The 25,750-nt window shown below is 71.6% G+C and carries 23 protein-coding genes and 1 pseudogene; 6 read left to right on the top strand and 18 right to left on the bottom strand.

What is annotated here, in order from left to right; genetic code table 11:
* Nucleotides 1–63: 63 nt before the first annotated feature.
* The 4 genes from I2W78_RS37390 to I2W78_RS37375 form a co-directional block, all read right to left on the bottom strand.
* Nucleotides 64–2,562 carry a SpoIIE family protein phosphatase gene (locus tag I2W78_RS37390; RefSeq protein WP_196465178.1) on the bottom strand — a complete coding sequence of 833 codons (2,499 nt, stop codon included), beginning with the start codon at nt 2,560–2,562 and terminating at the stop codon, nt 64–66.
* Nucleotides 2,563–2,692: 130 nt separating this feature from the next.
* Nucleotides 2,693–3,916 (bottom strand): ornithine--oxo-acid transaminase, encoded by a 1,224-nt coding sequence (rocD, locus tag I2W78_RS37385; RefSeq protein WP_196465177.1) that lies wholly within the window; start codon nt 3,914–3,916, stop codon nt 2,693–2,695.
* The gene (gene ddaH / locus I2W78_RS37380; RefSeq protein WP_196465176.1) at nt 3,913–4,734 is read right to left on the bottom strand and encodes a dimethylargininase; all 822 of its coding nucleotides are present in this window, start codon (nt 4,732–4,734) and stop codon (nt 3,913–3,915) included. Before ddaH ends, rocD begins: the two co-directional genes overlap by 4 nt.
* 122 nt (nt 4,735–4,856) lie before the next feature.
* A complete protein-coding gene (locus I2W78_RS37375) occupies nt 4,857–5,360 on the bottom strand; it encodes an Lrp/AsnC family transcriptional regulator (protein WP_196465175.1) in 504 nt (167 codons plus the stop codon).
* Between the two features lie 77 nt (nt 5,361–5,437).
* On the opposite strand from I2W78_RS37375, the gene I2W78_RS37370 reads away from it, so the two are divergent.
* The 4 genes from I2W78_RS37370 to I2W78_RS37355 all read left to right on the top strand — a co-directional run bounded on the left by I2W78_RS37370 (nt 5,438) and on the right by I2W78_RS37355 (nt 9,619).
* Nucleotides 5,438–6,187 (top strand): LytR/AlgR family response regulator transcription factor, encoded by a 750-nt coding sequence (locus I2W78_RS37370; RefSeq protein WP_196465174.1) that lies wholly within the window; start codon nt 5,438–5,440, stop codon nt 6,185–6,187.
* A 2-nt stretch (nt 6,188–6,189) separates the two neighbouring features.
* Nucleotides 6,190–6,549 carry a hypothetical protein gene (locus I2W78_RS37365; RefSeq protein WP_196465230.1) on the top strand — a complete coding sequence of 120 codons (360 nt, stop codon included), beginning with the start codon at nt 6,190–6,192 and terminating at the stop codon, nt 6,547–6,549.
* A 12-nt stretch (nt 6,550–6,561) separates the two neighbouring features.
* Nucleotides 6,562–8,274 (top strand): sodium/solute symporter, encoded by a 1,713-nt coding sequence (locus I2W78_RS37360; protein WP_196465173.1) that lies wholly within the window; start codon nt 6,562–6,564, stop codon nt 8,272–8,274.
* Between the two features lie 139 nt (nt 8,275–8,413).
* Nucleotides 8,414–9,619: a sensor histidine kinase gene (locus tag I2W78_RS37355; protein WP_196465172.1), complete on the top strand. Its 1,206-nt coding sequence runs from the start codon at nt 8,414–8,416 to the stop codon at nt 9,617–9,619.
* A gap of 6 nt (nt 9,620–9,625) precedes the next feature.
* Here the strand turns inward: I2W78_RS37355 and I2W78_RS37350 are convergent, their stop codons facing one another.
* The 7 genes and pseudogenes from I2W78_RS37350 to I2W78_RS37320 form a co-directional block, all read right to left on the bottom strand.
* Complete coding sequence (locus I2W78_RS37350) at nt 9,626–9,796, bottom strand: hypothetical protein (RefSeq protein WP_141310231.1); 171 nt, start codon at nt 9,794–9,796, stop codon at nt 9,626–9,628.
* A gap of 13 nt (nt 9,797–9,809) precedes the next feature.
* Nucleotides 9,810–11,597, bottom strand: coding sequence for a serine/threonine-protein kinase (locus I2W78_RS37345; protein WP_196465229.1), 1,788 nt, complete (start codon nt 11,595–11,597; stop codon nt 9,810–9,812).
* Nucleotides 11,598–12,101: 504 nt separating this feature from the next.
* A pseudogene (locus I2W78_RS37340) lies at nt 12,102–12,968 on the bottom strand (DUF6777 domain-containing protein); the annotation flags it as partial.
* 86 nt (nt 12,969–13,054) lie between these two features.
* Nucleotides 13,055–14,005: a cytochrome c oxidase assembly protein gene (locus I2W78_RS37335; RefSeq protein ID WP_196465171.1), complete on the bottom strand. Its 951-nt coding sequence runs from the start codon at nt 14,003–14,005 to the stop codon at nt 13,055–13,057.
* Between the two features lie 152 nt (nt 14,006–14,157).
* Complete coding sequence (locus I2W78_RS37330; RefSeq protein WP_196465170.1) at nt 14,158–15,183, bottom strand: 6-phosphofructokinase; 1,026 nt, start codon at nt 15,181–15,183, stop codon at nt 14,158–14,160.
* A 186-nt stretch (nt 15,184–15,369) separates the two neighbouring features.
* Complete coding sequence (locus I2W78_RS37325; RefSeq protein ID WP_196465169.1) at nt 15,370–16,101, bottom strand: type 1 glutamine amidotransferase; 732 nt, start codon at nt 16,099–16,101, stop codon at nt 15,370–15,372.
* A gap of 20 nt (nt 16,102–16,121) precedes the next feature.
* Nucleotides 16,122–17,360 (bottom strand): Mur ligase family protein, encoded by a 1,239-nt coding sequence (locus I2W78_RS37320; RefSeq protein ID WP_196465168.1) that lies wholly within the window; start codon nt 17,358–17,360, stop codon nt 16,122–16,124.
* 149 nt (nt 17,361–17,509) lie between these two features.
* Between I2W78_RS37320 and def the strand changes: the two genes are divergently transcribed.
* A complete protein-coding gene (gene def / locus I2W78_RS37315; protein ID WP_196465167.1) occupies nt 17,510–18,049 on the top strand; it encodes a peptide deformylase in 540 nt (179 codons plus the stop codon).
* A 95-nt stretch (nt 18,050–18,144) separates the two neighbouring features.
* On the opposite strand, the gene I2W78_RS37310 is transcribed toward def, so the two are convergent.
* A complete protein-coding gene (locus tag I2W78_RS37310) occupies nt 18,145–18,786 on the bottom strand; it encodes a TetR family transcriptional regulator (protein ID WP_196465166.1) in 642 nt (213 codons plus the stop codon).
* Between the two features lie 170 nt (nt 18,787–18,956).
* Here I2W78_RS37310 and I2W78_RS37305 point away from each other — a divergent pair, with 170 nt between their 5' ends.
* Nucleotides 18,957–20,186, top strand: a complete 1,230-nt coding sequence (locus I2W78_RS37305) for an acyl-CoA dehydrogenase family protein (protein WP_196465165.1) — start codon at nt 18,957–18,959, stop codon at nt 20,184–20,186.
* Between the two features lie 60 nt (nt 20,187–20,246).
* On the opposite strand, the gene I2W78_RS37300 is transcribed toward I2W78_RS37305, so the two are convergent.
* The 6 genes from I2W78_RS37300 to I2W78_RS37275 form a co-directional block, all read right to left on the bottom strand.
* Nucleotides 20,247–20,768 carry a cupin domain-containing protein gene (locus I2W78_RS37300; protein ID WP_196465164.1) on the bottom strand — a complete coding sequence of 174 codons (522 nt, stop codon included), beginning with the start codon at nt 20,766–20,768 and terminating at the stop codon, nt 20,247–20,249.
* 7 nt (nt 20,769–20,775) lie between these two features.
* A complete protein-coding gene (locus tag I2W78_RS37295; RefSeq protein ID WP_307784030.1) occupies nt 20,776–21,915 on the bottom strand; it encodes a type III polyketide synthase in 1,140 nt (379 codons plus the stop codon).
* 104 nt (nt 21,916–22,019) lie between these two features.
* Nucleotides 22,020–22,256, bottom strand: a complete 237-nt coding sequence (locus I2W78_RS37290; RefSeq protein ID WP_141310221.1) for a DUF6213 family protein — start codon at nt 22,254–22,256, stop codon at nt 22,020–22,022.
* A 25-nt stretch (nt 22,257–22,281) separates the two neighbouring features.
* The gene (locus I2W78_RS37285; protein WP_196465162.1) at nt 22,282–23,667 is read right to left on the bottom strand and encodes an NADP-dependent succinic semialdehyde dehydrogenase; all 1,386 of its coding nucleotides are present in this window, start codon (nt 23,665–23,667) and stop codon (nt 22,282–22,284) included.
* 75 nt (nt 23,668–23,742) lie between these two features.
* The gene (locus tag I2W78_RS37280; RefSeq protein ID WP_196465161.1) at nt 23,743–24,207 is read right to left on the bottom strand and encodes an NUDIX domain-containing protein; all 465 of its coding nucleotides are present in this window, start codon (nt 24,205–24,207) and stop codon (nt 23,743–23,745) included.
* Entirely contained in the window at nt 24,204–25,742 is a 1,539-nt protein-coding gene (locus I2W78_RS37275; protein ID WP_196465160.1) for an ATP-dependent DNA ligase, read from the bottom strand. The genes I2W78_RS37280 and I2W78_RS37275 overlap by 4 nt, the downstream gene beginning before the upstream one ends.
* Nucleotides 25,743–25,750 lie beyond the last annotated feature (8 nt).

Genomic DNA, 25,750 nt, shown 5'->3' with positions numbered 1-25,750 from the left:
GCTGCCGCCTCACCACCGCTGTCCCACCAGTTTTCCACGCCCGGCGGAAACGGACCTTCCGCGTCAGTCCGGAAAGCCGGTCAGCGACTGCTCCGCCCAGATGACCTTGCCGTCGGGGACGAAGCGGGTGCCCCACCGCTGGGTGAGCTGCGAGACCAGCAGCAGCCCGCGCCCGCCCTCGTCGGTGGTGCGCGGATGGCGCAGATGCGGCGCGGTGGCGCCGCCGTCGAACACCTCGCAGGCCAGCGTGCCCGCCCTGATCAGCCGCAGCCGGATCGGGCCGGTGGCGTGCCGGATGGCGTTGGTGACCAGCTCGCTCACCACCAGCTCGGTGGTGAAGGCCAGCTCGTCGAGCCCCCACTCCGACAGCTGCCGGCAGGCCGTCTTGCGGGCGTCGGCGACCACGGCCGGATCGGTGGGCAGCTCCCAGCTCGCCACCTGGTCGGCGTCGAGCAGCCGGGTGCGGGCCATGATCAGGGCCACGTCGTCGTGCGGGCGGGCGGGCACCAGCGCGTCGACGACCGCCCGGCAGCGCTCGTCCAGCGAGGGCGCGGGCCGCTCCAGCGCACCGCGCAGCCGGTCCCGGCTCACGTCGACCGCCCAGACCTCGTCGCCACTGGCCAGCAGCCCGTCGGTGTACAGCACGAACGTGCTGCCCTCGGCCGGCCTGACCTCCACCGACTCGAACGGCGGCCCGCCCACGCCGAGGGGCGCCCCCTGCGGCACCTCCACGAACGTGACCTTGCCGTCCGGGCCGATCAGCGCCGGCGGGGGATGCCCGGCGGCGGCCACCGTGCACCGGCCGTCGACCGGGTCGTAGACGACGTACAGGCAACCGGAACCGACGGCCTGAGAGCTGTCCGCCTCGTCCCCCTGCGGCCCGCACTGGCTGCTCTCGGTCCCGCCCGCGTCCGGTACGACCCCCTCCTCGGGCGCGCCCCGGGCCACCAGGTCGTCGAGGTGTGCGAGCACCTCCTCCGGCGGCAGGTCCAGCGCCGCGAGGGTGCGTACGGCGGTCCGCAGCCGCCCCATGGCCGCCGCCGCGTGGATGCCGTGCCCCGCGACCTCGCCCACCACAAGGGCGACGCGCGCCCCCGACAGCGGGATCAGGTCGTACCAGTCCCCGCCGAGGCCGGTCAGCTCGTCGGCGGGCCGATAGCAGGCCGTCACCTCCACGGCCTGCTGCTGCGGCAGCCGGTGCGGCAACAGGCTGCGCTGCAGCACCAGGGCCGCGTTCCGCTCGCGGGTGTAGCGCCGGGCGTTGTCCACACACACGGCCGCCCGGGAGACGAGGTCCTCGGCCAGGCTCAGGTCGCCCTCGTCGAACGGCTCGTGGCGGCGGCGCCGGAAGAGGGTGGTGATGCCCAGGGTGACACCCCGTGCACGGATCGGCACGATCATCGCGCTGTGCAGGCCCAGCTCCAGGAAGATGGACCGCCGGCCGTCGCGCGCTTCGGCGGCCCACTCCTCGGCGAGCGGGTCCAGCCGGGCCTCGCACCAGGAAGTGCCCGTTGCCAGGCTGCGGATCGGCGGCGAACCGGCCAGGTACGAGGCCACGTCACCGATCCCGACGACGGCCTCCGGGACGGACCGGTCGAGCGAACGGTGACCCACGCGGCGCAGCCGCACCCGGTCCGTGTCGCGCGGCGGACCGGATTCCGGTTCCGCGCCGCGCAGCACCGACTCCAGGAGGTCGACGGTCACGAAGTCGGCGAGCTCCGGCACCGCCACGTCGGCCAGCTCCTGCGCGGTCCGCGTGATGTCCAGGGTGCGGCCGATGCGCTCGCCGGCCCGGTCGAGCAGGGCAAGGCGCTGGCGGGCCCGGTGCCGGTCGCTGATGTCGACGACGGTGTAGTACACGCCCATGGGGTGGCCGTGGCCGTCGTCGAGCCGGGTGAACGACATCATGTGCGCGGTCTCGCGGAACGGGGCGGCCCGCACGTGGCCCACGTGCTCGAAGTCGACGACCGACTCGCCGGTCGCGAGGACGTGCAGCATCTGCGCCTCGATCGACTCGGAGTCCAGGCCGGGCTGGATGTCCGCGAGCCGCAGCCCCAGCCGGTGGCTGGGCGGGCCACCGCCGAACTGGGCGAGGGCGGCGTTCGACCAGACGTAACGCAGGTTCGTGTCGACGATCGCTATGCCGACGGGGGAGCGGGCCACCATCTGTTCCAGCATGGGGCGGCTCATGTCCCACCCGGGGGCATCGGCCAGCTCCGACATCAGCACCAGCCAGCGGGACGGGCCCCGCGTCTCCAGCGCCGAGGTGATCCGGACCATCATCCGGACCGGCACCCCGTCCTCGCGCCGGGCCGTGAGCAGGCCCGCCCAGCCGCCGTCCCTGCGGCACCGCTCGACCAGCTCCGGCACGCGCGGCGCGTCCTCGGGGATCAGCAGCTCGCCGACGCCGCGGCCGACGGCGTCGGCGGGGGCGTACCCCAGCAGGCGCTGGGCGTCCCTGGTCCAGCTCGTCACCACGCCCTGGGCGTCGAGCAGCACGGGAGCGGCGTCCGCCACGTCGAACCGCCGACGGTCGACGTCGCGCTCCTCGGATGTGCCCACGGTTGACCTCTCTGTCGCTGAGAGTGGTCTACCACCTCTTGCCCCCATCTTCACCCCTGCGGGGGCGGCGCTGCCGCGTGGGGGGACCGCCCGCCGGGGGGAGGGGGCGGGCGGTCGTGGTGGCATCGCGTCAGGCCTGCCCCAACACCGCCCCCAACGCCCCAACCGCCGACCGCAGCTCCTCGGCCGTGACGGTCAGCGGCGGCGCGAGGCGGATCGTGGAGCCGTGCGTGTCCTTGACCAGTACGCCCTCACGCATCAGGCGTTCGCTGATCTCCCGCCCGGTGCCGATCGCCGGGTCGATGTCGACCCCCGCCCACAGCCCCCGCGCCCGGAAGCCGACGACGCCCTTGCCGACCAGCCCCTCAAGGCCCTCCCGGAGCTCCACACCCAGCTCAGCGGCCCGGCGCTGGAACTCGCCCGTCTCCAGCAGCTCGACCACCGCCGTGCCGACCGCGGCGGCCAGCGGGTTGCCGCCGAACGTCGAACCGTGCTCACCCGGCCGCAGCACCCCGAGCACCTCCCGGCGCGCGACCACCGCCGACACCGGCACGATGCCCCCGCCCAGCGCCTTGCCGAGCAGCAGCACATCGGGGACGACGCCCTCGTGCTCGACGGCGAGTGTCCGCCCCGTACGGCCGAGCCCCGACTGGATCTCGTCCGCGATGAACAGGCACCCCTCGCGCCGCGTCAGCTCCCGCACGCCGGCCAGATAGCCGTCGGACGGGATGAGCACGCCCGCCTCGCCCTGGATCGGCTCGATCAGCACTGCCGCGGTCGTCTCGTCGACAGCCGCCTCCAGCGCGGCGAGGTCGTTGTACGGCACGATCCGGAAGCCCGGTGTGAACGGGCCGAACCCCGCCCGCGCCGTCTCGTCCGTGGAGAAGCTCACGATCGTCGTGGTGCGGCCGTGGAAGTTCTCCGCCGCGACCACGATCGTCGCCCGGTCGGCGGGGACGCCCTTCACGTCGTACGCCCATTTGCGGGCCACCTTGATGCCGCTCTCGACCGCCTCCGCGCCGGTGTTCATGGGCAGCACCATGTCCAGGCCGGTCAGCTCGGCGAGCCGCTCGGCGAACTCGGCGAGCCGGTCGTTGTGGAAGGCCCGGGAGGTCAGGGTCAGCCGGTCCAGCTGGTGGTGGGCCGCGTCGATCAGGGCGGGGTGGCGGTGGCCGAAGTTGAGGGCCGAGTAGCCGGCCAGCATGTCGAGGTAGCGGCGGCCCTCGACGTCCTCCACCCAGGTGCCCTCGGCACGGGCCACGACCACCGGCAGCGGGTGGTAGTTGTGCGCGAGCACCGGCTCCTCGGCGCGGATCAGCTCGGCGGAGTCGCGGGTACGGGCGGGTGCGGTCATGAACGGATCTCCCGAATCTCCTGAGTGCAGCACTTGATGCCCCCACCGGCCTTGTAGAACTCCGACAGATCCACGGGGACGGGCACGTAACCGCGGTCGTCCAGCTGCGCGGCGAGGCCCTCGGCGCGGGGCGAGACGAAGACGTGGCGTCCGTCGGAGACGGAGTTCAGCCCGAACACCATCGCGTCCTGGCGGGTGCCGAGCACCGCGTCCGGGTACAGCCGCGCGAGCACCTCGCGGCTGCCGGGCGAGAACGCGTCCGGGTAGTACGCGATGTTCTCCTCGTCGAGCACGAACAGCGCCGTGTCGAGGTGGTAGAAGTACGGGTCCACCAGGGTCAGGGAGATCACCGGCACCCCGAGGAACTCCTGCACCTCGCGATGCGCCTCCCGGGTGGTGCGGAAACCGGTGCCGGCCAGCACGTACCGGCCCGTCGGGACGAGGTCGCCCTCGCCCTCGCACACGTTCTCCGGGCGGTAGACGTCGAAGCCCGCCGCCTTGAACCAGGTGTCGTAGTAACCGGACTCGGGGCGCCGCTCCGGCGCGTGGAAGAGGGAACCGAAGACGCGGCCGTCGACGACGACCGCCGCGTTGGCGGCGAAGACCATGTCCGGCAGACCGGGCACCGGCGGCACGGTCTCGACCGTGTGACCGTGGTCCTCGTAGGCGCGGATCAGCGTCCGCCACTGCTCCTGGGCGAGATCGACGTCGACCCGGACGTCGGGGTCCATCCAGGGGTTGATCGCGTACTGCACGGCGAAGTGTCTGGGTTCGCAGACGAGGAAGCGCCGCCGGCGCGGCACACGGGTCTCGGACACAGAGGGGTCCCTCCGCTTCCTGCGGTGTCGACTGGGGGTGACACCACGGTAGGAACGGGGCAGACGCCCGACAAGAAACAAAAGCTGCGTGTCCGCGCAGGATCGCTGCGTAGTTTTCCGCCTCAACGCACGTCTGGTGCGCGCTCCGGCGCGGGGTGGCTCGCACCCGCCTCCGGACTCTCCGGGATCAGATGCGACAGCACCATCACGCTGATCGTCTTGCGGATGAACGGCTCCGTACGGATCCGCTCCAGCACCTCCTCGAAGTGCTCCACGTCCCGCGCCCGCACGTGCAGCAGCGCGTCCGCGCCGCCGGTCACCGTCATCGCCGCCGTGATCTCGGGATACCCGCGCACCACCTCCGCCAGCCTGCGGGGCGGCGCCGCGCCCTCGCAGTACACCTCGACGTACGCCTCGGTACGCCAGCCCAGCGCCGACGGCTCCACGGTCGCCGTGAACCCGGTGATCACGCCGGTCTCCCGCAGCCGGTCCACCCGGCGCTTCACGGCCGTCGAGGACAGCCCGATCGCCGCGCCGATCTCGGCGAAACTCGTCCGGGAGTTCGCCATCAACGCGGTGATGATCTTCCGGTCGAGTTCGTCGAAGGACGCCGCCCTGCTGTTCATAACGGCACTGTATCCAGCGCATACGTCCACGTCCGGCCCGTGTGCAGGCGTACGAATCGCCCCTAGACTCCACGTTCATGCTGCGCGCCCTGGCTGTCGACGACGAACGCCCCTCCCTCGAGGAACTCGTGTACCTGCTGAACGCGGATCCGCGGATCGGCAGCGCCGAGGGCGCCGGCGACGCGACCGAGGCGCTGCGCCGGATCACCCGCGCCCTGGAGTCCGGACCGGACGGACCCGACGCCATCGACGTCGTCTTCCTCGACATCAACATGCCCGGCCTCGACGGCCTCGACCTGGCCCGCCTGCTCACCGGGTTCGCCCGGCCCCCGCTGGTCGTGTTCGTCACCGCGCACGAGGACTTCGCCGTCCAGGCCTTCGACCTCAAGGCGGTCGACTACGTCCTCAAACCGGTCCGCAAGGAACGCCTCGCCGAAGCCGTACGCCGGGCCGCCGAGCAGCGCGGCACCGCCCCGCGCATCCCCGTGCACGAGCCCGACCCCGACCACATCCCCGTCGAACTCGGCGGCGTCACCCGTTTCGTCGCCGTCGACGACATCACCCACGTCGAGGCCCAGGGCGACTACGCCCGACTGCACACCGGCAAGGGCAGCCACCTGGTCCGCATCCCGCTGTCCACCCTGGAGGACCGCTGGCGCTCCCGCGGCTTCGTCCGCATCCACCGCCGCCACCTGGTCGCCCTGCGCCACATCGGCGAGCTCCGACTGGACGCCGGCACGGTCAGTGTCCTGGTCGGCACCGAGGAACTCCAGGTCAGCCGCCGCCACGCCCGCGAGCTGCGGGACCTGCTCATGAGGAGGTCGTGACCGTGCCCCCGGAGCCCACCGAACGCCGCGTCGTCGTCACCGGCCCACCCCGCCGCACCGGCCGCGCCTTTGGCTACTACCGCCCGCGCACCGAGATCGACGAGCAGACCACCCTCGGCCACACCTACGTCCGCTCCCTGATGCGCACCCAACTGCGCGCCGCGCTCACGGTGTTCGCGATCCTGGTCCTGCTCGTCGGCCCCCTGCCCCTGGTGTTCGCGACCGCCCCCGACGCCCGCCGGCTGGAGTGGCTGGTCCTCGGCTTCTGCCTGTACGCGCCCCTGGTGCTGCTGGCCCGCTGGTACGTCAGCCGCGCCGAACGCAACGAACGGGACTTCGTCCGCCTGGTCGAGGACCGCTGAGGACCTGGTCCCGTGTACTCCGGATACGCCGTCCCCGCCGTCGCCCTCGTCGTCCTGGCGACCGTCCTCGTCGGCGCCTTCGGCCTGCGGATATCCCGGACCACCTCCGACTTCTACGTCGCCTCCCGCACCGTCGGCCCCCGCCTGAACGCCGCCGCGATCAGCGGCGAGTACCTCTCCGCCGCGTCCTTCCTGGGCATCGCGGGACTGGTCCTCGTCCAGGGACCGGACATGCTCTGGTACCCGGTCGGCTACACGGCCGGGTACCTGGTGCTCCTCGTGTTCGTCGCCGCCCCGCTCCGCCGCTCCGGCGCCTACACGCTGCCCGACTTCGCCGAGGCCCGCCTCGCCTCCCCGGCGGTACGACGGCTCGCCGGCGCCTTCGTCGTCGGCGTCGGCTGGCTGTACCTGCTGCCCCAACTGCAGGGCGCGGGGCTGACGTTGACCGTCCTGACCGATGCGCCCGACTCGCTCGGCGGGATCATCGTCGCCGTCGTCGTGACCGCGATCGTCGCGGCGGGCGGCATGCGCAGCATCACGTTCGTGCAGGCCTTCCAGTACTGGCTCAAGCTCACCGCCCTCCTGGTCCCCGCCCTGTTCCTCGTCCTCGCCTGGCAGGGCGACGGCGCCCCCCGCGACGCCTTCGACGAACCGGCCGCCTTCCGCGAACAGCGGGTCGTCCGCGTCGACGACACCCTCGACCTCAGGCTCGACAGCCCGCTGACGGTGACGGTCAGCGGCACGGTCGACGGACGCTCGTACGAGGAGCAGCGGCTCGACCTGCCCGCCGGCACCCACCGCATCGAACAGAGCACCCGCCTCACCTTCGACAAGGGCACCCCCGTCCCCAGGGCCGACTCCGCGAGCGGCGGCGGGATGTCACCGTCGCGGGCCGAGAGCCGTGCGGAACGCCCGCTGTACGCCACCTATGGGCTGATCCTCGCCACCTTCCTCGGCACCATGGGCCTGCCGCACGTCGTCGTCCGCTTCTACACCAGCCCGCACGGAGTCGCCGCCCGCCGCACGACGGTCGCCGTGCTCGCCCTGATCGGCGGCTTCTACCTGCTGCCGCCGGTGTACGGCGCCCTCGGCCGCATCTACGCCCCCGAGCTCACCCTCACCGGCGACGCGGACGCGGCGGTCCTGCTGCTGCCGGAGCGCATGATCGGGGGCGTCGGCGGCGACCTGCTCGGCGCGCTGGTGGCGGGCGGGGCCTTCGCGGCGTTCCTGTCCACGGCGTCCGGGCTGACCATGGCGGTGGCGGGCGTGCTCACCCAGGACGTCCTGCCCGCGCGGGGCGTGCGGCACTTCCGGCTCGGCACGGTCCTCGCGATGGCCGCGCCGCTCGCGGCGAGCGTGCTGGTGGGCGGGCTGCCGGTGGCGGACTCGGTGGGGCTGGCCTTCGCCGTGTCGGCGTCGTCCTTCTGCCCGCTGCTCGTGCTCGGCATCTGGTGGCGGCGGCTGACTCCGCCCGGTGCGGCGGCGGGGATGCTGGTGGGCGGCGGTTCGGCGTTCCTGGCGGTGGCCGCGACCATGGCGGACTTCCCCGGCGCGGGCCCGCTGCACGCCCTGCTCGCCTGGCCCGCGCTGTGGTCGGTGCCGCTGGGCTTCCTCACGATGATCCTGGTGTCGCTGGCGACCCCGAGCCGGGTCCCGGCGGGGACGGCGGCGATCCTGGCGCGGTTCCATCTGCCGGAGGAAGTACGGGCGGAGGTGAAGGCATGAACGAGTCCCGCCGAGGGCCGACGGACGTTGGACCGATGCTGCCGCCGGACAGGACGGCCACGGGCGATCGCCTGGTCGGCCCGGCGCACGCGCGGGCCAGTCTGCGGAGGGCGGGCGACGGCCCGGGAGAGGCGGCGGCATGAGCGGTTTCGTCGCCGGGCTCTGTGTCGCCGTGCTCCCGCTGCTCGCCGCGGGCTTCTGGCTCGGCCGACGTACCGCCCGCCCCGAGAGCCTCGGCGGTCTCGGTACCCCGGTCGAGCACGCCACCTTCCAGACCCTGCACACCGCGTCCCTCGCCGCACCCCCGCTGCGGGCCGGCCTCACCGAGGAGACGGCCCGCAAGTCCGCCCGCAGGCTGCGCTCACTGCTCGGCACCGACGCCCTGTGCCTCACCGACGACACCCACGTCCTCGCCTGGGACGGTGTGGGCGGCCATCACCGCGCCGAGGTCATGGAACGCCTCACCGGCCCCCTGGAGACCGGCCGCGGCGAAGCCTTCCCCCTGACCTGCGACGCCCCCGACTGCCCCGTCCGCTGGGCCGTGGTCGCCCCCCTCACGGTCGACGACCGCGTGCACGGCGCCCTCGTGGCCTGCGCGCCCCGCGAGTCCGCCGTCCTCGTCCGCGCCGCCGGTGAGGTGGCCCGCTGGGTCTCCGTCCAACTCGAACTCGCCGACCTGGACCAGTCCCGCACCCGCCTCATCGAGGCCGAGATCAAGGCCCTGCGCGCCCAGATCTCCCCGCACTTCATCTTCAACTCGCTCGCGGTGATCGCCTCGTTCGTCCGCACGGACCCCGAACGCGCCCGCGAACTGCTCCTGGAGTTCGCCGACTTCACCCGCTACTCGTTCCGCCGGCACGGCGACTTCACCACCCTCGCCGACGAACTCCACGCCATCGACCACTACTTGGCGCTCGTCCGGGCCCGCTTCGGCGACCGCCTCTCCGTCACGCTCCAGATCGCCCCCGAGGTACTGCCGGTCGCCCTCCCCTTCCTGTGCCTCCAGCCGCTCGTCGAGAACGCCGTCAAACACGGCCTCGAAGGCAAGGCCGACAAGTGCCACATCAGCATCACCGCCCAGGACACCGGCGCCGAGGCCCTCGTGGTGATCGAGGACGACGGCGCCGGAATGGACCCCGACCTGCTGCGCCGCATCCTCGCCGGGGAGGTCAGCCCGTCGGGCGGCATCGGGCTGTCCAACGTCGACGACCGGCTCCGGCAGGTCTACGGCGACGACTACGGCCTCGTCATCGAGACCGCCGTCGGCGCGGGCATGAAGGTCACCGCCCGGCTGCCGAAGTACCAGCCGGGGGTGCACTCGGCGGGGCGGCTCACCCGCGAGTGAAACGCCTCAGGTGCTGCGGGTGGCCACCATCCCGAGGGTGATCAGGCCCAGCACGACCCAGCCGAACCACAGCCAGCCGTTGCTGCCGAGCGCCACCGTGTAGGCGGTCACCACGACGAGTCCGCCGACGGTGAGCACCCCCATCGCTTTCGTAGAACCGTCCGTAGAACCGGGCATCGCAACACCCTCCTCATGGTTCGTCCCCTCCCATGGTGCCCCCGTTCTGCTTCCGCACGGTGCAGACGACGAAATGAGTGCCGGAATTCCAGGAGCCCTCGCTCGTCCAGGACCCGGCCTCGTAGACGGAAGGATCGAATCCGTAGTCGGCGGGCGCCACGTCCCGCGCGCACGCCGCGTCCGAGCGGGTACGCGCCTGGGTGAGCGTGAGTCCCGCATCGAGCCGGGTGAAACCGAGCACCTGTTCGTCGTACGAGCCCTCGCAGGAGGCCAGCCGGACGTCCCGGTTGGAACGGGCGTCCAGGCAGTCCCGCCGCTGCATGGTCGCCGTGTCCGCGAACGCCGCCCCCAGCCGCCGATGGCCGCCCAGCGGCCCGTACACCGGCCCGTGCCCGCCCAGCACCAGACAGGCGGCCCGCCGCCCGGCCGCCTCGAACCCGGCGCGCGTCGGCACGACGGCGAAGCCACGCACGTCCGCCAGCCGCTCCCGGTCCTCCCGCGTCACCTCCTCGCACCGGGCCGCCGCCACCTGGCCCGCCTCCTCCGCCGACGCCGCCTCCACGAAGCCCATGACCTGCCCGTCGGGCGCCTTGTCCCGGCACGTCGGGTCCAGCGCCAGCCGGGGCGTGCCGGTGAAACGCGGCCCGGGCCAGTCGGCGAGCACACAGTCGCCGTCCCGCAGCGGCCGCGTGAGCCCCACGATCTCGCCGTACGGCGCCGCAGCCGTGCCGGCACTGCCCTCCGCCCGGTCGGCCAGCGCGGACCAGACCCCGCCCAGCGCCAGCACCAGCCCGAGCCCACCGGCGACCACGGCGTCCAAGGCCCGGGGCCGGGTGCGCCGACGGCGTCCCGTCACAGGTGGCAGCGCCGACGCCGCTGCCCAGTGGGGCTGCGAACCGAGATCCGTCTGGGTCCGCACGGCCCCGTCACCGTGCGGCGTCACGATCCGCGCCAGCGCGGACTCCGCCTCCGGCGCCGCGATCCGCCGTACCGGATCCTTCACGAGCAGCGCCCGCAGTACGGGCTCCAGCGCGCCCGCGCGCAACGGCGGCCGCGGTTCGTCCGTGACCACCGCGGTGAGCTCCGCCAAGGGTGACTCCCGCTCGAAGGGGCCGCGGCCCTCGACGGCGTGGTACAGCGTGCAGCCCAGCGAGAACAGATCGGCGGCGGGCGTGGGCGGCCCGCCGCCCGCCCGCTCCGGCGCCAGATAGCCCGCCGTCCCCACCAGCGCGGACGCGAGCGTGTAGCGCGGCTCCCCACCGCCCGGCTGCACGGAGATGCCGTAGTCGGTGAGCAGGACGCGCCCGTACGGCGCCCCCGCGCGGTCGGGCGCCAGCAGGATGTTCGCCGGTTTCACGTCCCGGTGCAGGACACCCCGCTCGTGTCCGGCGGTCAGGGCGTCCAGCACGGCCAGCCCGATGCGGGCGCACTCCGCCGGGGCGAGCGGGCCGCGCCGTGCGACCAGATCACGCAGGTCGACGGCGCCGGCCACGTACTCCATCACGATCCACGGCAGGCCCTCGTGCTCCAGCACGTCGTGCACGGTCACGACATGCGGATGACCGCGCAGCCCCGCCGCGTGCCGGGCCTCGGCGCGGGCCCGGGCGACCCGGGCCTCCCGCTCCTGACCGGCCTCGGCCGGATCGCGGAACACGATCTCCTTGAGCGCGACCTCGCAGGCCAGTCTCTGGTCGTGCGCGAGCCACACATGGCCCATGCCGCCGCTGCCGAGCCGGTGCAGCAGCAGATAACGGCCGGCGATGACCCGGCCCACTCCCGACGTCGGTGATCCAGAAGTCATGCGGTGACTCCCTGTGGGCTGTTCACGTCGTGGCGCTTGCCGTGGGTTCGGTGGTCGTGGGGAGGTGGTGCTCGGTGGCGGTGCGGGGGGAGGGGATGTGAGCTCCGGGGGTGCGCTGGTCACCTGCGGGGGCTCGCTGGTCTCGGGGGGTGGGTCGCTCGTCGGGGGTGCGGTCGTGGTCGGGGGTGGCGGTTCGGAGGTGGGCGCCTGGGTGATCGGGGGACCGCTGGTGGGCGGCTCGGGCGTCGGCGCCTGGCTGGTCGGTGGTTCGCCGGTCGGCGGCGGTGACGACGGCGTGGAGGCCGACGGCGTGGAGGCCGACGGCGAGGGCGACGGATCCCGCGTCGGCTGCGATGCAGTCGGTTGCGATGCGGTCGGCCGCGATGTCGACGAGCCCGGATCCGGGGGAGTGGTCGCCCCGCCACTCGTCACCCCGGCCGCACTCAGCGTCACGTACTCCCCGAACCGCAGCCGGGTCCCCGCCGGCGGATCCGAGGCCGTCACCCGGGCGTCGTCCGGCGGCCACCCGCTCCCCTCGTACGCCGCCGCCAGCCCCGCGTCGGCCAGCAGCCCGCTCGCCCGGCCGAACGTCGTCCCCGTGAGGTCGGGCACCGTGCGCGGCCTGCGCGTGTCGAAGTCGACGTCGTCGTCGCCCGCCGTCCCGACCGGGCGGATGATCCCGCGATCCGGATCCTCGACGTCGACGAGCGCGATCCGCTCCAGTTTCCGTGTGGCGGGCCGCACGGCCACCACGGAAGCCCGGTCGTATCCCTTCCACTTCCGGTTGCCGTCCTCGAACCGGACGGAAACCCTGCCGGTGTCGCCCTCGAAGAGCCGCAGCGGATTTCCGCAGGAGCACTTGACGGCGGGAAGTCCCTGTTCGTCGACCAGAATCGCGTTTCCGGCCTGGAGCAGGGCGTTGAAGGGAACGGCCTTTCCCTTCTTGTAGTCGTGGTTCTTCACAAGTGTGTCGGTCCGTAGAAGAACCGGTGTGAGCCGATCGAGATAAGCGGGAATCCGGGCGACCGTGATGTCGAGCGCGGCAGCCCAGGCCTGTGCCCTGCGGTGATTCCTGGGATCCGTGAGGAATTCCTTCAGTCGCCCGACATCACAGATCCGCGGCTCGCTCGTACCGCCGTACAAGCCCGGCGTGTCACCCCGCTGCACCCCGCCGGGCGCGGGGCGGGAGCGGAGATCGGCGTCCTGGCCGAGCCTCGACCTCTCGTCGAAGAAAGGTGCGAGTGACGGAACTCCGACGGCGACGGCCCGGACCGCGAACAAAGGTGCGTCGCGATCGCATCCACTCGCCGCCACCAGAAAAACCAGCAGGATCGCGATCCTCCGGACCGCCGATTTCCCCACCCTGCACATGAACACGCGAAAAGCCATCACCGCTCCCCCCGGCGGTTCCCCCGACGCGTTTCATGCTACTGAAAGGAACTGCCCGGAAAAGCAGGTCAGCGGCTGCGTGCGTTCAGTGAGGCCAAATAGGCGTTGTATGCCTCGAGTTCCTTGTCGCCGTCGCGGTCGGCGGCCCGGTCCTTGCGCCGCGCCTGCCGCTGGTCCGAGGCATACCACTGGAACAGCAGCGCGATCAGCACCAGCACGGACGGGATCTCACTGAACGCCCAGGCGATGCCCCCGGCCGCGTTCTGGTCGGCGAGCGCGTCGATGCCGAGCGAGGCGGGCGGGTCGGCGTAGGTGTCGACCATCGGCGTCGAGGCCATCATCAGGGCGATGCCGAAGAACGCGTGGAACGGCATCCCCGCGAACAGCTCCAGCATCCGCATCAGATGGCCGGGCCGGTGCGGCCCCGGGTCCACACCGATGATCGGCCAGAAGAACACCAGTCCGGTGGCGAGGAAGTGCACCATCATCGCGATGTGTCCCGGCTTGGAGCCCATGAGGAAGTCGAAGATGGGCGTGAAGTACAGCGCGTAGAGGCTGGCGATGAACAGCGGGATCGTGAACGCCGGGTGCGTGATGATCCGCATGTACCGGCTGTGCAGCAGCGCCAGCAGCAGCTCCCGCGGCCCCTTGTGGCCGCGGGCGGCCGGCGGCAGGGCGCGCAGCGCGAGCGTGATCGGACCGCCGAGCAGGATCAGGATCGGCGACAGCATGCTGATCACCATGTGCTGCACCATGTGCACGCTGAACATGACCATGCCGTAGTCGTTCAGCTTGGTGCACATCATCAGCCCGATGGTCAGCACACCGGCGACGAAGGACACGGTCCGCCCGACCGGCCACGCGTCCCCGCGCCGCCGCAGCCGCACGACACCCCACCCGTAGAGCCCGAGCGCCAGCAGGCAGGCCACGAGAAAGAACGGCTCCGCCGACCACTGCAGCCCCCGCCCCAGCGTGAACGGCGGCAAGTCCATGGTCATGCCGTGCCCGCTGTGATCCATGCAACGGCTCCTGATTCGTGGGGGTTGTACGTTTACGTCCGCCCCAAGACTAGAACCGCGTCCGACCACACTTACGACCGGGGTGACTGCACGCCCTCAGGGGCGCGGGGAACTGCGCGAGCAACCACAATCCACCCGCACCCGCCGGACGCCTAAAGAACACACTCCGCTTCGGCGTAACGAGAATCCGGCACCGTCTTCAACGTCTCGACCGCCTCAGCCAACGGCACCATCACAATCTCGGTCCCGTTCAGCGCGGTCATCTTCCCGAACTCCCCCCGATGCGCGGCCTCCACCGCATGCCACCCGAACCGAGTCGCCAGCACCCGGTCATAGGCCGTAGGCGTACCACCCCGCTGCACGTGCCCGAGAATCACCGGCCGCGCCTCCTTCCCGAGCCGCTCCTCCAGCTCGACGGACAGCTGCCGCGCAACCCCGGCGAACCGCTCATGCCCGTAGATGTCCTTGCCGCCCTCGTCGAACACCATCGTCCCGGGCCGCGGCTTGGCCCCCTCGGCCACCACGACGATCGCAAAGCGCTTCCCGGCCTCGAACCGCTCGCCGACCTTCGCGGTCAGCTCCTCGATGTCGAAGGGCCGTTCGGGTACGACGATGGCGTGGGCGCCGGCCGCCATGCCCGAGTGCAGCGCGATCCACCCGGTGTGCCGGCCCATGACCTCCACGATCAGCACCCGCTGATGCGACTCGGCGGTGGTCTTCAGCCGGTCCAGCGCCTCGGTCGCGACGGTCACGGCGGTGTCGAAGCCGAACGTCACATCGGTGACGGCGATGTCGTTGTCGATGGTCTTGGGCACGCCCACGATGGGCAGCCCGCCGTCCGACAGCAGCCGGGCCGCCTTGAGCGTGCCCTCACCGCCGATCGGGATGATCGCGTCCAGGCCGAGCTCCTGGACATGCCCCTTGGCCCGCTCCACGCCGTCCCGCAGATGCTCGGGACGGACCCGGGAGGAACCGAGGATGGTGCCGCCGCGGGCCAGGATGCCGCCCACCGCGTCCAGGTCGAGCTTGAGGTAGTCGCACTCCAGGAGGCCTTTCCAGCCGTCGCGGAAACCGATGACCTCGTCGCCGTGGTCGGCGACGGCACGGTGCACGACGGACCGGATGACGGCGTTCAGGCCGGGGCAGTCGCCGCCGGACGTGAGGACACCAATGCGCATAGCCCGAAATACCTTCTCGACGTGGGCCGGATCCGGACCACGCTGTCCGGCTCGATCCCCGCCACCCTAGCGGCACCGGGGGGCGGGACCGAAGCGTGCGTCCGCCTGCTGGACGACCCCGCTCACCTGTGCGGACGGTCCGTCAGACGGGCTCCTCAAGCGGCGCTGAACCGCCGGTGAACCGCTTTACGCGGGCTGCTGCTGCGCCGCCGCGATGCGCTCGTCGCGCAGCGCCTCGTACCAGCGGTCGTCGGTCGGCGGCAGCGCGTTCACGTCGAGCGCCAGCTTCAGCAGCAGGTCGGCGATCTGCGGGTTGCGGGCCAGCACCGGGCCGTGCATGTACGTACCGAACACCGTGTCGTTGTACGCGCCCTCCGTGCCGTCGCCCGTGCCGTTGCCGTTGCCGAACCGCACCCGGGCGAGGGGACGGGCGGTCGGGCCGAGGTGGGTGACCCCCTGGTGGTTCTCGAAACCGGTCAGCGGAGGCAGGCCCAGGCGCTGGTCGATGTCGCCGAGTACGTCGCCGACGCACCGTGCGCCCTCGCCGCGCACCGAGACCACGTCCAGCAGGCCGAGGCCGGGCTCGCGCTGGCCGAGGTCGTTGATGAACTCGTGGCCGAGGATCTGGTAGCCGGCGCACACCGAGAACACGATCGCGCCGTTCTCCACGGCCCGGTGCAGACCGCCGTCCCGGCGCAGCCGTTCGGCGGCGAGCCGCTGCGGGCGGTCCTCGCCGCCGCCGATCAGGTAGATGTCGCCGGACGTCGGGATCGGCTGGTCACTGCGCACGTCGAGCCGGGCCACGTCCAGGCCGCGCTGCCGGGCCCGGCGCTCCACGACGAGGACGTTGCCCTGGTCGCCGTACGTGCTGAGCAGGTCCGGGTAGATCCAGACGATCCGCAGTTGGTTGTCGCTCACGAAAGTCCCCTGAAGTCTTGTCAGTTGCCGACGCGGCGGCGCAGGTCCTGGAACGCGGTGTAGTTGGCGATGACCTCGATCCGGCCCGGCGGGGCCGACTGCACCGCCTGGTCGAGGCTCTCGCAGACCTGGAAGTGCTGGTTGGCCACCTCCAGGCGCACCGCGAGGTCGAGCCTGCGGTCGCCGATGACGAAGATCGGGTGGCCGGTCAGCCGTGTGTAGTCGACGTCCCACAGCCAGGAGGTGTCCGTACCGTCGGCGGAGCGCGCGTTCACGGACAGGATCACCGGGGTCGGCGGCGGGTCGATGAGGGAGAACGTCTCCAGCCAGCCGGCCGGGTTCTTGGCGAGCAGCAGCCGCAGATCGCGCTGCATGAACTGCACCACGTCATACCGTCCGGCCACGGCCTGCACCTGGTACATCCGCTCCAGGGCGACCTGCGGCGGCACGCCGAACACGGCGGCGACGGCGGCCGAGGAGGTGGCGTTGGCCTTGTTGGCGCGGCCCGGCAGCTGGAGGTGGATCGGCCAGGCGGAGCCGTGCGGGTCGAGGACGTGGTCGCCGGAGAGCGCCCAGCTCGGCGTCGGCCGGCGGAAGCCGCACTCGCCGCAGAACCAGTCGTCGCCGGGGCGCTGCATCACACCGCCGCAGGACGGGCAGGACCAGGCGTCGTCCTTCCACATCTGCCCGGCGGCGACCCAGATCACGTTGGGGGAGGACGATGCCGCCCACACCACCAGCGGGTCGTCCGCGTTGGCGACGACCACGGCCTTCGTCCCGGCGAGGCCCTCACGCCAGTTCTCGGCGAGCATCCGGGTCTCGGCGGCGCGGTCGAGCTGGTCCCGGGAGAGGTTCAGCAGCGCGATGCACTTCGGGTCGGTGTCCCGCGCCACCCCTGCGAGGTACTTCTCGTCCACCTCGATGACACCGAACTTGGCGTCCGAGCTCCCGGCCAGCGCCGAGGTGATGCCGGCGGGCATGTTGGCGCCGAGCGCGTTGGACACCACGGGGCCGGCGGCGCGCAGCGCCTCGGCGATGAGCCGGGTGGTCGTGGTCTTGCCGTTGGTCGCCGACACCAGGACCACGTCCAGGTTCTGGGCGAGCCGGGCGAGGAGGTCGGGGTCGAGTTTGAGGGCCACCCGGCCACCGATCACCGAACCGCTGCCGCGTCCCGCCGCGCGCGATGCCGCGGCGACGGCCTTGCCCGCGGTCACGGCCAGCTTGGCCCGCGGCGAGAGCGGGTCCGAGTTGCCTGCCATCAGTTCTCGATCCTCCTTGCGTACGCGCCGCGCCGTAGCATCCGGCAACGTGGTGAGGCCTCAGCCTATCGAGATCCACTCACCTGCCCGAATCGCGGCCCGCGCCTGCGCGGCGGACGTGGACCGAAGGGAACCGTACCCTTGCGGTCATGCGACACGGCTCGATCCCGGGCGCCCACGGGCGCGTCCGGCCTCTCACCCTGCTCGGCGACCCCGCGCTGCACGAGCCCTGCCGGGAGGTAACCGACTTCGGCGGCGGACTGGCGGATTTGGTGGAGGACTTGTTCGCGACGATGTACGCCGCGAACGGGGTCGGCCTGGCGGCCAACCAGATCGGCGAGCCGTTGCGGGTGTTCGTCTACGACTGCCCCGACGACGATGACGTACGTCACCTGGGCCACGTGGTCAACCCACGCCTGGTGGAGACGGACGGCGTGGTGGTCCGAGGCCCGGAGGGCTGCCTGTCCCTGCCGGGCCTGGAGGCAGGGACGGAGCGCTACGACCACGCGGTGGTGGAGGGCGTGACGCTGACCGGGGAACCGATCAGGATCCACGGCACGGGCTTCTTCGCCCGCTGCCTACAGCACGAGTGCGACCACCTTGAGGGCCGGGTGTACGCGGACCGTGTGCAGGGCTGGCGCCACAGACGCCTGATGCGACAGGTGGCGAGAGCCTCATGGCGCCGGTGAACCGCACGTCCCTCAGGGGCGCGGGGCTGTATCGATATGCGGCTCCGCCGTGTGGGCGCGACCAGCCCCCACCACCCGCAGACGACACACAGCCGTCAGAATCCCGGACCCCCCACCTTGTCACCCGCAGCCGCAAGACGACCCCACAGCAGGTCGGCCAGACTCCGCACCAACTCGCCCCGAGAACAAGGCCGTTCCCCCAACCACCAGTCCCCGGCGGCATGCATCATCCCGACGATCCCATGCCCCCACACCCGGGCCAACTGCTGACTCCCCGGCCCGAGATCCAACCGTTCCTCGATCACCTGGGCCAACTCCTCACCCATCCGCCGCAACAACGGCGCCGAGTGCTTCCCCACGTCGAACCCCTGATCCCCCGGCGACCCCTCCGCCGGATGCATCAGGAACCGATACACCTGAGGCCGCGCCTCGATCGCCGCGAGGTAGGTGTCCAGGGTTGCCTCGACCCGCTCACGCCGCTCCGCCGGAGCGTCCAGCGCGGCCCGCAGTGAGTCCAGCAGCGCGTCCGTGTGCCGCTTGGCCAGCGCCGCGTACAACCCGCCCTTGTCGCCGAAGTGGCGATAAAGGATCGGCTTGGTGATGCCCGCCTCCGCGGCGATGGCATTCATCGAGGCCTGCGGACCGTCCCGCAGGACCACTCGGTCGGCGGCCTCCAGCAGCTCGCGCCGTCGGCGGTCGGCGGACCGCTGCTGCTCGGTCCGCTGCGTGGTGTCCATGAGCTCTCCCCACCCGTGCTGAATCGGTGACGCCAGCGCAAACTAACACTCAACGCGGCCGGTACCTCGAACGGGCTGCCGAGGAGTCGTCGTCAGTTGACTTTTCCTACCCATGGGTAACAGACTGCTGTTACCGCAAGTAACACGCACTGTGCGCCACTGGAGGGGACATGGCCGAGTTCACCATGGAGCTCAACGACGAACAGAAGGAGGTCCGGGACTGGCTGCACGGCTTCGCCGCCGACGTCATCCGCCCCGCGGCCGCCGAATGGGACGAGCGTGAGGACACTCCCTGGCCGGTCATCCAGGAGGCCGCGAAGGTCGGCATCTACTCCCTCGACTTCTACGCGCAGCAGTACTTCGACCCCACCGGCCTCGGCATCCCGATGGCCATGGAGGAGCTGTTCTGGGGCGACGCCGGCATCGCCCTGTCGATCGTCGGCACCGGCCTCGCGGCGGTGGGCGTGCTGGCCAACGGCACCGAGGAGCAGATCGGCACCTGGATCCCCCAGATGTACGGGGATGCCAACGATGTCAAGGTAGCCGCGTTCTGCTCCTCCGAGCCCGACGCCGGCTCCGACGTGGCGTCCATGCGTACGCGTGCGGTGTACGACGAGGCCAAGGACGAGTGGGTGATCAACGGCACGAAGACCTGGGCGACCAACGGCGGCATCGCCAACGTCCATGTGGTCGTCGCGGTCGTCGACCCCGAGCTGGGCTCCAAGGGCCACGCCTCCTTCATCGTCCCGCCGAACACGCCGGGGCTGTCCCAGGGGCAGAAGTTCAAGAAGCACGGCATCCGCGCCTCGCACACCGCCGAGGTCGTCCTCGACAACGTCCGCGTCCCCCGGTCCTGCCTGCTCGGCGGCAAGGAGAAGCTGGACGAGCGGCTGGCGCGGGCCCGGGAGAAGGCGAAGGCCTCCGGCGGTGAGCGGGTGAAGAACGCGGCGATGGCGACGTTCGAGGCGAGCCGGCCGGCCGTCGGGGCGATGGCGGTCGGCACCGCCCGGGCCGCGTACGAGGTCGCTCTCGACTACGCGATGACGCGCGAGCAGTTCGGCCGCCCGATCATCGACAACCAGGGCGTGGCGTTCCAGCTCGCGGACATGCGGACGTCGATCGACGCGGCGCGGCTGCTGGTGTGGCGGGCGTCCTGGATGGCGATCAACGGGAAGCCGTTCACGGCTGCCGAGGGGTCGATGTCGAAGCTGTTCGCCAGTGAGACGGCCAAGAAGGTGACTGCGCAGGCTGTGCAGATCCTGGGTGGCAACGGGTACACCAGGGAGTACCCGGTGGAGCGGATGCATCGCGATGCCGCCATTTACACGATCTTCGAGGGGACCAGTGAGATTCAGCGGCTGGTGATTGCTCGTACGGTGTCTGGGATGTCCATCCGGTAGTACGCGGGGTGCGGTGGAGCCGCGCATCGACACAGCCCCGCACCCCTAAGGCGTATGTTCTCACCGGTGTTTCAAAGGTGTGAGTTGCTCGATGTCGTATCTCGCCCTCAGTTTCTCGATCGCCTCGTGATCCGGTGGGCCCCCGTCGCGGAGGATCTCCAGCAGTTCCTCGAAGTACCTCTCGTGATCCGGGGGCGGGGACGCCTGGAAGAACATCTTCGCCGGGGTCTCCGTCGGATTCGCGAACGCGTGTGGGCAGCCGGGTGGTACGACGATGACCGTGCCCGGCGTCGCCCGGACCACCCGGTTGCCTGAACTGGACTCCCACTTCTGCCAGTTGTCGGGGGTCCGGACGCGGGGCTCGAAGGCGAGTACGTCCAGCTCGCCTTCGAGCACGTAGAACAACTCCTCGCTGCGGGTGTGCACATGGGCGCCCACGTCGAAGCCGGGCGGGACGAGCACCTCGAAGGTGGAGGCCATCCGGGAGTGCGAGCCGGTGACCTTGAACGTCACGTGCTGGGCGGGTGTCTGGACCACCCGGCCGTGGCCCGGCGGCACCAGCAAGCCCTCGGTCGCGGTCACCGTGGTCTCACGCCGCCTCGTCGATCTGCCAGCGGCCCACGGACATCTCCGCGGTGATGCCGGGTCCGAACCCGGCGAGCAGCCCGCGCGCCCGGTGCTCGGCGCCGCCCTCGTCGAAGAGCCTGCGCAGTGCGTCCAGGACGACCGCGCTGGCGATGTTGCCGTACTCGGTGAGGGTGGCCCGGCTGAACCGGAAGGCGTGCGGATCGACCTGAAGGAACTTGCTGAGGTCGTCGAGAATGCGGGGGCCGCCGGCGTGGATGATGTAGAAGTCCAGGTCGGAGGCGTCCCAGCCGTGGGCGCCCGCCAGCTCGTGCAGGGCCGGCGCGAGCGGCTCCATGGTGCCGGGCACCCGCTTGTCCAGCAGGAAGTGGAATCCGGTGGCCCGGACGTCGTACGAGATCCAGTCCTCGGTCTTGGGGATCAGGTACGAGCCGTTGCGCTCCAGTTTCACGCCCGTGCCGCCGCGGCCGCGGACCACGGCGGCGGCGATGCCGTCGCCGAACAGGCCGTTGGACAGCAGCGATCCCACGCCGAGGTCGGTGGGCTGGTAGCACAGCGAGCAGAACTCGCAGGCCACGATCAGCACGTTGCCCTCGGGGTAGGCCATGCAGAAGTCGTGGGCGCGGTTGATCGCCGCCCCGCCGGCCGCGCAGCCCAGCTGGGCTATGGGGATCTGACGGGTGTTGCTGGAGAAGCCCATCTCGTTGATCAGCCAGGCCGTGAGCGAGGGCATCATGAAGCCCGTGCACGACACGTAGATGATCACGTCGATGTCGCCGGTGAGCACCTGGGCGTCGTCGAGCGCCTGTTGCACGACCGCCGGGACGCGGGCCTTGGCCTCGGCCTCGTAGATCTTGTTGCGTGTCTCGAACCCGGGGTGCTTGAGGGTCTCCTCAATGGGCTGCACGATGTGCCGGGTGCGCACTCCGGTGTTCTCGATCAGCCGGAGGGCCAGCGGAAGTTGGGGATGGTCCGCGTGGCGGGAGCGTGCCAGCTCCAGCGTCTCTTCCATCGTGATCACGTGTTCTGGAACGGACACCGAGGGTCTGCACAAAGTCGCCATGAACCGTGCCTGCTTTCGCCGTCCGGAAGGCTCTTGGCCCCGGTCAGAAGGTGGTGCACCTCCGAGGAGGTGTAAACCCACGATCACCCCGGAGGCCCGCGATCTCTCGCCGAGTTACTCCGTCCAGGCGACACGGTATGTCCGCTCCGGAGAAGAACGAGCAGGTCAAGGCGGTGGGAACGGGGCTACGAACCGGCCCCGCTGCTGTGCGCGATGCACGCCACATCGATCCGGTCGGCCAGCTTGGCCAGCTCAATGGTCAGCGCGGCCACCGTGTCCTCGTCCAGCCCCTCCTGCCCGGCCTCGACGAGACGCAGCCACCTCCCGCCCACCGTGCGGAGCAGCTTGCTCACGTCGGCCGCGGCCACCTGCAAGGTACCGCGGTCGTCGACGATCAGAGGCAGAGTCACTTCGCGGTTCACAAAGGGGATCGTAGCCCCGGAACCCTCACGCTCCGTGCCATACGGTCGTGATGTTGCAGAACTCGCGGATTCCGTGCCCGGACAGCTCACGCCCGTACCCGGACCGCTTCACACCCCCGAACGGAAACGCCGGATGGGAGGCGGTCATCCCGTTGACGTACACACCGCCCGCCTCCAGGTCCCGCACGAACCGGTCGACGTCCGCCTCCTCGCGCGTCCAGACGTTGGAACTCAGCCCGAACGGCGAGTCGTTGGCGATCAGCACCGCCTCGTCCAGGTCACCCGCCCGGTACAGCGTGGCGACCGGACCGAACGCCTCCTCGCGGTGGATGCGCATCTCGCGGGTGATCCCGGTCAGGACCGTCGGCGGGTAGTACCAGCCGTCGCCCTCGGGCCGGTCCCCGCCACACAGCACAGCCGCGCCGCTGCGCTTCGCGTCGTCCACCAACTCCTCCAGGTCGGCCCGGCCCCGCTCGCTGGCCAGCGGCCCGACCTCCGTCTCCTCCACCATCGGGTCGCCGACCCTCAGCGCCTTCATGCCCTCGGTGAAACGCTCGGCGAAGGCGTCGTACACGTCCGTGTGCACGATGAACCGCTTGGCGGCGATGCACGACTGCCCGTTGTTCTGCACCCGCGCCGTCACCGCGACCTGGGCCGCCCGGTCGATGTCCGCCGACGGCATCACGATGAACGGGTCGCTGCCGCCGAGCTCCAGCACCGTCTTCTTGATCATCTCGCTGGCGGTGGACGCCACCGCGCGCCCCGCGGGCTCGCTGCCGGTCAGCGTCGCCGCCTTCACGCGCTCGTCGCGCAGGATCTCGTCGACGGCGGCCGAGCCGATGAGCAGGGTCTGGAAGCAGCCCTCGGTGAAGCCCGCCCGGTGGAACAGGTCCTCCAGGTAGAGGGCGGTCTGCGGCACGTTCGAGGCGTGCTTGAGCAGACCGACGTTGCCCGCCATCAGCGCGGGCGCCGCGAAGCGGATCACCTGCCACAGGGGGAAGTTCCACGGCATCACCGCGAGGATCGGGCCGAGCGGCCGGTAGCGGACCCGGACCCGGGAGGCGCCGGAGTCCTGGACGTCGGAGTCGGCGGGCTCCTCGTCGGCGAGCAGACGCTCGGCGTTCTGGGCGTACCAGCGCATCGCCTTGGCGCACTTCCCGGCCTCGGCGCGCGCCTGCTTGATCGGCTTGCCCATCTCGGTGGTCAGCACGCGGGCGATGTCCTGCTGGTCCTCGTCCAGGAGGTCCGCGGCCCGGTTCAGCAACCGTGCGCGGTCGGCGAAGCCGGTCTCCCGGTACGTGCGGAAGGTGGCCTCGGCGAGCTGGAGCCGACGCTCGATCTCCTCGGTGCCCATGGCCTCGTACGTCTTGAGCGTCTCGCCGTTCGCCGGGTTCACCGTTGCGATGGGCATGACTGACCTCCTGGGGAGCGATGGTGCTTCGACCTTCCCGCGCGGCGGTGGGGGCCGCAACGCGTGCGGGCCTCTTCAGGCCGAGTGCTCCGCCAGCCGGTCGAGAAACGCGGACTGCGCCTTGATGATCACCTCACGGGCCCGGGCCAGGCCGAACCACGCCACCCGGTCCAGCTCGGGGAACTCCTGGGTGCGTCCCGACCTCGGTGGCCACTCCATGGTGAAGGTGCCGGGGTCGATGGAGCCGGGGTCGAGGTCGGCCTCGACCGCCCACGCCGTGACGGTCTTCCCGCCGGTCTGCCGGATCTCCCCGAGCGGCACCGCCTCACCGTCCGGCGGCGGTAGCCCGAGCTCCTCCTGGAACTCCCGGCGGGCGGCCTCCCAGGCCGGCTCCTCGGGGTCGTACTCGCCCTTCGGCACGGTCCACGCACCCGCGTCCCGCCGGGCCCAGAACGGTCCGCCCATGTGGCCGAGCAACACCTCCAGACCGCCGTCGGTGTGCCGGAACAGCAGCAGGCCCGCGCTGTGGCTGCCCTTCACGGCTTGATCTCCGGGTGCGCGGCCAGCACTGTCTCGACGGTGTCCGCCTCCTCCGGGCGCTTGTCCTCGCGGTAGCGGAGCACGCGGGCGAAGCGGAGGGTGACGCCGGCCGGGTAGCGGGTCGACTTCTGCAGACCGTCATAGGCGATCTCCACGACGAGTTCGGGGCGTACGGCCACCACATATCCGTCGGACTCGACGGCCAGTTCCTGGAGCCGCTCGGTCTGCCAGGTCAGCATCGCGTCGGTCATGCCCTTGAACGTCTTGCCGAGCATCGCGAAGCCGCCGTCGGCCGTGCGGGCGCCGAGGTGGAGGTTGGAGAGCTTGCCGGTGCGCCGGCCGTGGCCCCACTCGGCGGCCAGGACCACCAGGTCGAGGGTGTGCACGGGCTTGACCTTCAGCCAGGCGGCGCCCCGCCGTCCCGCGCTGTAGGGCGCGTCGAGCGCCTTGATCACGACGCCCTCGTGGCCGCGTTCCAGGGTCTCGGCGAGGAAGGTCTCGGCGGCGGGTACGTCGTCGGGGCCGGACACCACGGTCCGCCGTACCCGCATCGGCTCGGGCACCAGCAGGGCCAGTTCCGCGTGCCGCTCGGCGAAGGGCAGGTCGAGCAGGTCCCGGCCGTCGACGGACAGCGCGTCGAAGAAGACGGGGGAGACGGGGACCGCCCGGGCGGCCGTGGCCACGTCCACCCGGGAGCCGACCCGGCCTGCCGTCTCCTGGAACGAGCGCGGCCGGCCGCGCTCGTCGAAGGCGATCACCTCGCCGTCCAGCACGAACCGCTCACCGCGCAGCCGAAGCGCGGCCGAGGTCAGCTCGGGCAGGCGGTCGGTGATGTCGTCGAGGGTGCGGGTGTAGAGACGTACGTCGTCGCCGTCGCGGTGGACCTGGACGCGGATGCCGTCGAGCTTCTCCTCCACCGCGCAGGCGCCCAGCTTGCCGACCGCCTCGGTCACCGAGGACGCGGTGTGCGCGAGCATCGGCAGCACCGGGCGGCCCACGGTGAGGCGGAAGCGGTCCAGGGCCTGCGGACCGTCGGCGAGCAGCGCCTGTGCCACGTCCTGCAACGACCCCGCCAGCATCACCGCCCGTCGCACGTCGGGGCCGGCCGCCCCGGTGGCCTGCGCCAGCCCCTCGACGGCCAGCGCGTCCAGGGCACCCTGCCGGACCTCGCCGGTGATCAGGCCGGTCAGGAAACGCTGCTCGCCCTCGGTGGCCGCGCCCATCAACTCCCCGACCAGCCGGGCCCGCTCGGCCTGCGAACCGGTGCCCGTGACCTTGCCGATCGCGGTGAGGCGGGCGTCCACCTCGCGCACGGTCAGGGTCGGCTCGGCGGCGGGGGCGACCCGGCGGCCGAGCACCTTCCAGCCGATGCCCAGCCGGCCCCGGGGCAGCCGGCCCGCGAGATACGGGATGACGACCGGCACGTCGTCCGGCTCCGCGTCCCGGAACAACTCGGCGAGCAGGGCGATCTTGCGGGACCGCGCCGAGGTGGCGGCGACCTCCCGGGACACGTCCGCGAGCCGGGTCAGCAGCATGCAGTCAT

The sequence above is a fragment of the Streptomyces spinoverrucosus genome (genome assembly GCF_015712165.1).
GTDB lineage: Bacteria > Actinomycetota > Actinomycetes > Streptomycetales > Streptomycetaceae > Streptomyces > Streptomyces spinoverrucosus_A.
The sequence above is the reverse complement of the archived record's forward strand: the minus strand, read 5'-3'. Positions and strand labels throughout refer to the sequence as shown.

What these genes read in the sequence shown, in the direction of transcription:
- I2W78_RS37305 (WP_196465165.1), top strand. Translation starts at nt 18,957, where the DNA reads ATGGCCGAGTTCACCATGGAGCTCAACGACGAACAGAAGGAGGTCCGG.
- I2W78_RS37350 (WP_141310231.1), bottom strand. Translation starts at nt 9,796, where the DNA reads ATGCCCGGTTCTACGGACGGTTCTACGAAAGCGATGGGGGTGCTCACC.
- I2W78_RS37320 (WP_196465168.1), bottom strand. Translation starts at nt 17,360, where the DNA reads ATGGCAGGCAACTCGGACCCGCTCTCGCCGCGGGCCAAGCTGGCCGTG.
- def (WP_196465167.1), top strand. Translation starts at nt 17,510, where the DNA reads ATGCGACACGGCTCGATCCCGGGCGCCCACGGGCGCGTCCGGCCTCTC.
- I2W78_RS37275 (WP_196465160.1), bottom strand. Translation starts at nt 25,742, where the DNA reads ATGCTGCTGACCCGGCTCGCGGACGTGTCCCGGGAGGTCGCCGCCACC.
- I2W78_RS37335 (WP_196465171.1), bottom strand. Translation starts at nt 14,005, where the DNA reads ATGGATCACAGCGGGCACGGCATGACCATGGACTTGCCGCCGTTCACG.
- I2W78_RS37355 (WP_196465172.1), top strand. Translation starts at nt 8,414, where the DNA reads ATGAGCGGTTTCGTCGCCGGGCTCTGTGTCGCCGTGCTCCCGCTGCTC.
- rocD (WP_196465177.1), bottom strand. Translation starts at nt 3,916, where the DNA reads ATGACCGCACCCGCCCGTACCCGCGACTCCGCCGAGCTGATCCGCGCC.
- I2W78_RS37310 (WP_196465166.1), bottom strand. Translation starts at nt 18,786, where the DNA reads ATGGACACCACGCAGCGGACCGAGCAGCAGCGGTCCGCCGACCGCCGA.
- I2W78_RS37375 (WP_196465175.1), bottom strand. Translation starts at nt 5,360, where the DNA reads ATGAACAGCAGGGCGGCGTCCTTCGACGAACTCGACCGGAAGATCATC.
- I2W78_RS37345 (WP_196465229.1), bottom strand. Translation starts at nt 11,597, where the DNA reads ATGACTTCTGGATCACCGACGTCGGGAGTGGGCCGGGTCATCGCCGGC.
- I2W78_RS37285 (WP_196465162.1), bottom strand. Translation starts at nt 23,667, where the DNA reads ATGCCCATCGCAACGGTGAACCCGGCGAACGGCGAGACGCTCAAGACG.
- I2W78_RS37370 (WP_196465174.1), top strand. Translation starts at nt 5,438, where the DNA reads ATGCTGCGCGCCCTGGCTGTCGACGACGAACGCCCCTCCCTCGAGGAA.
- I2W78_RS37330 (WP_196465170.1), bottom strand. Translation starts at nt 15,183, where the DNA reads ATGCGCATTGGTGTCCTCACGTCCGGCGGCGACTGCCCCGGCCTGAAC.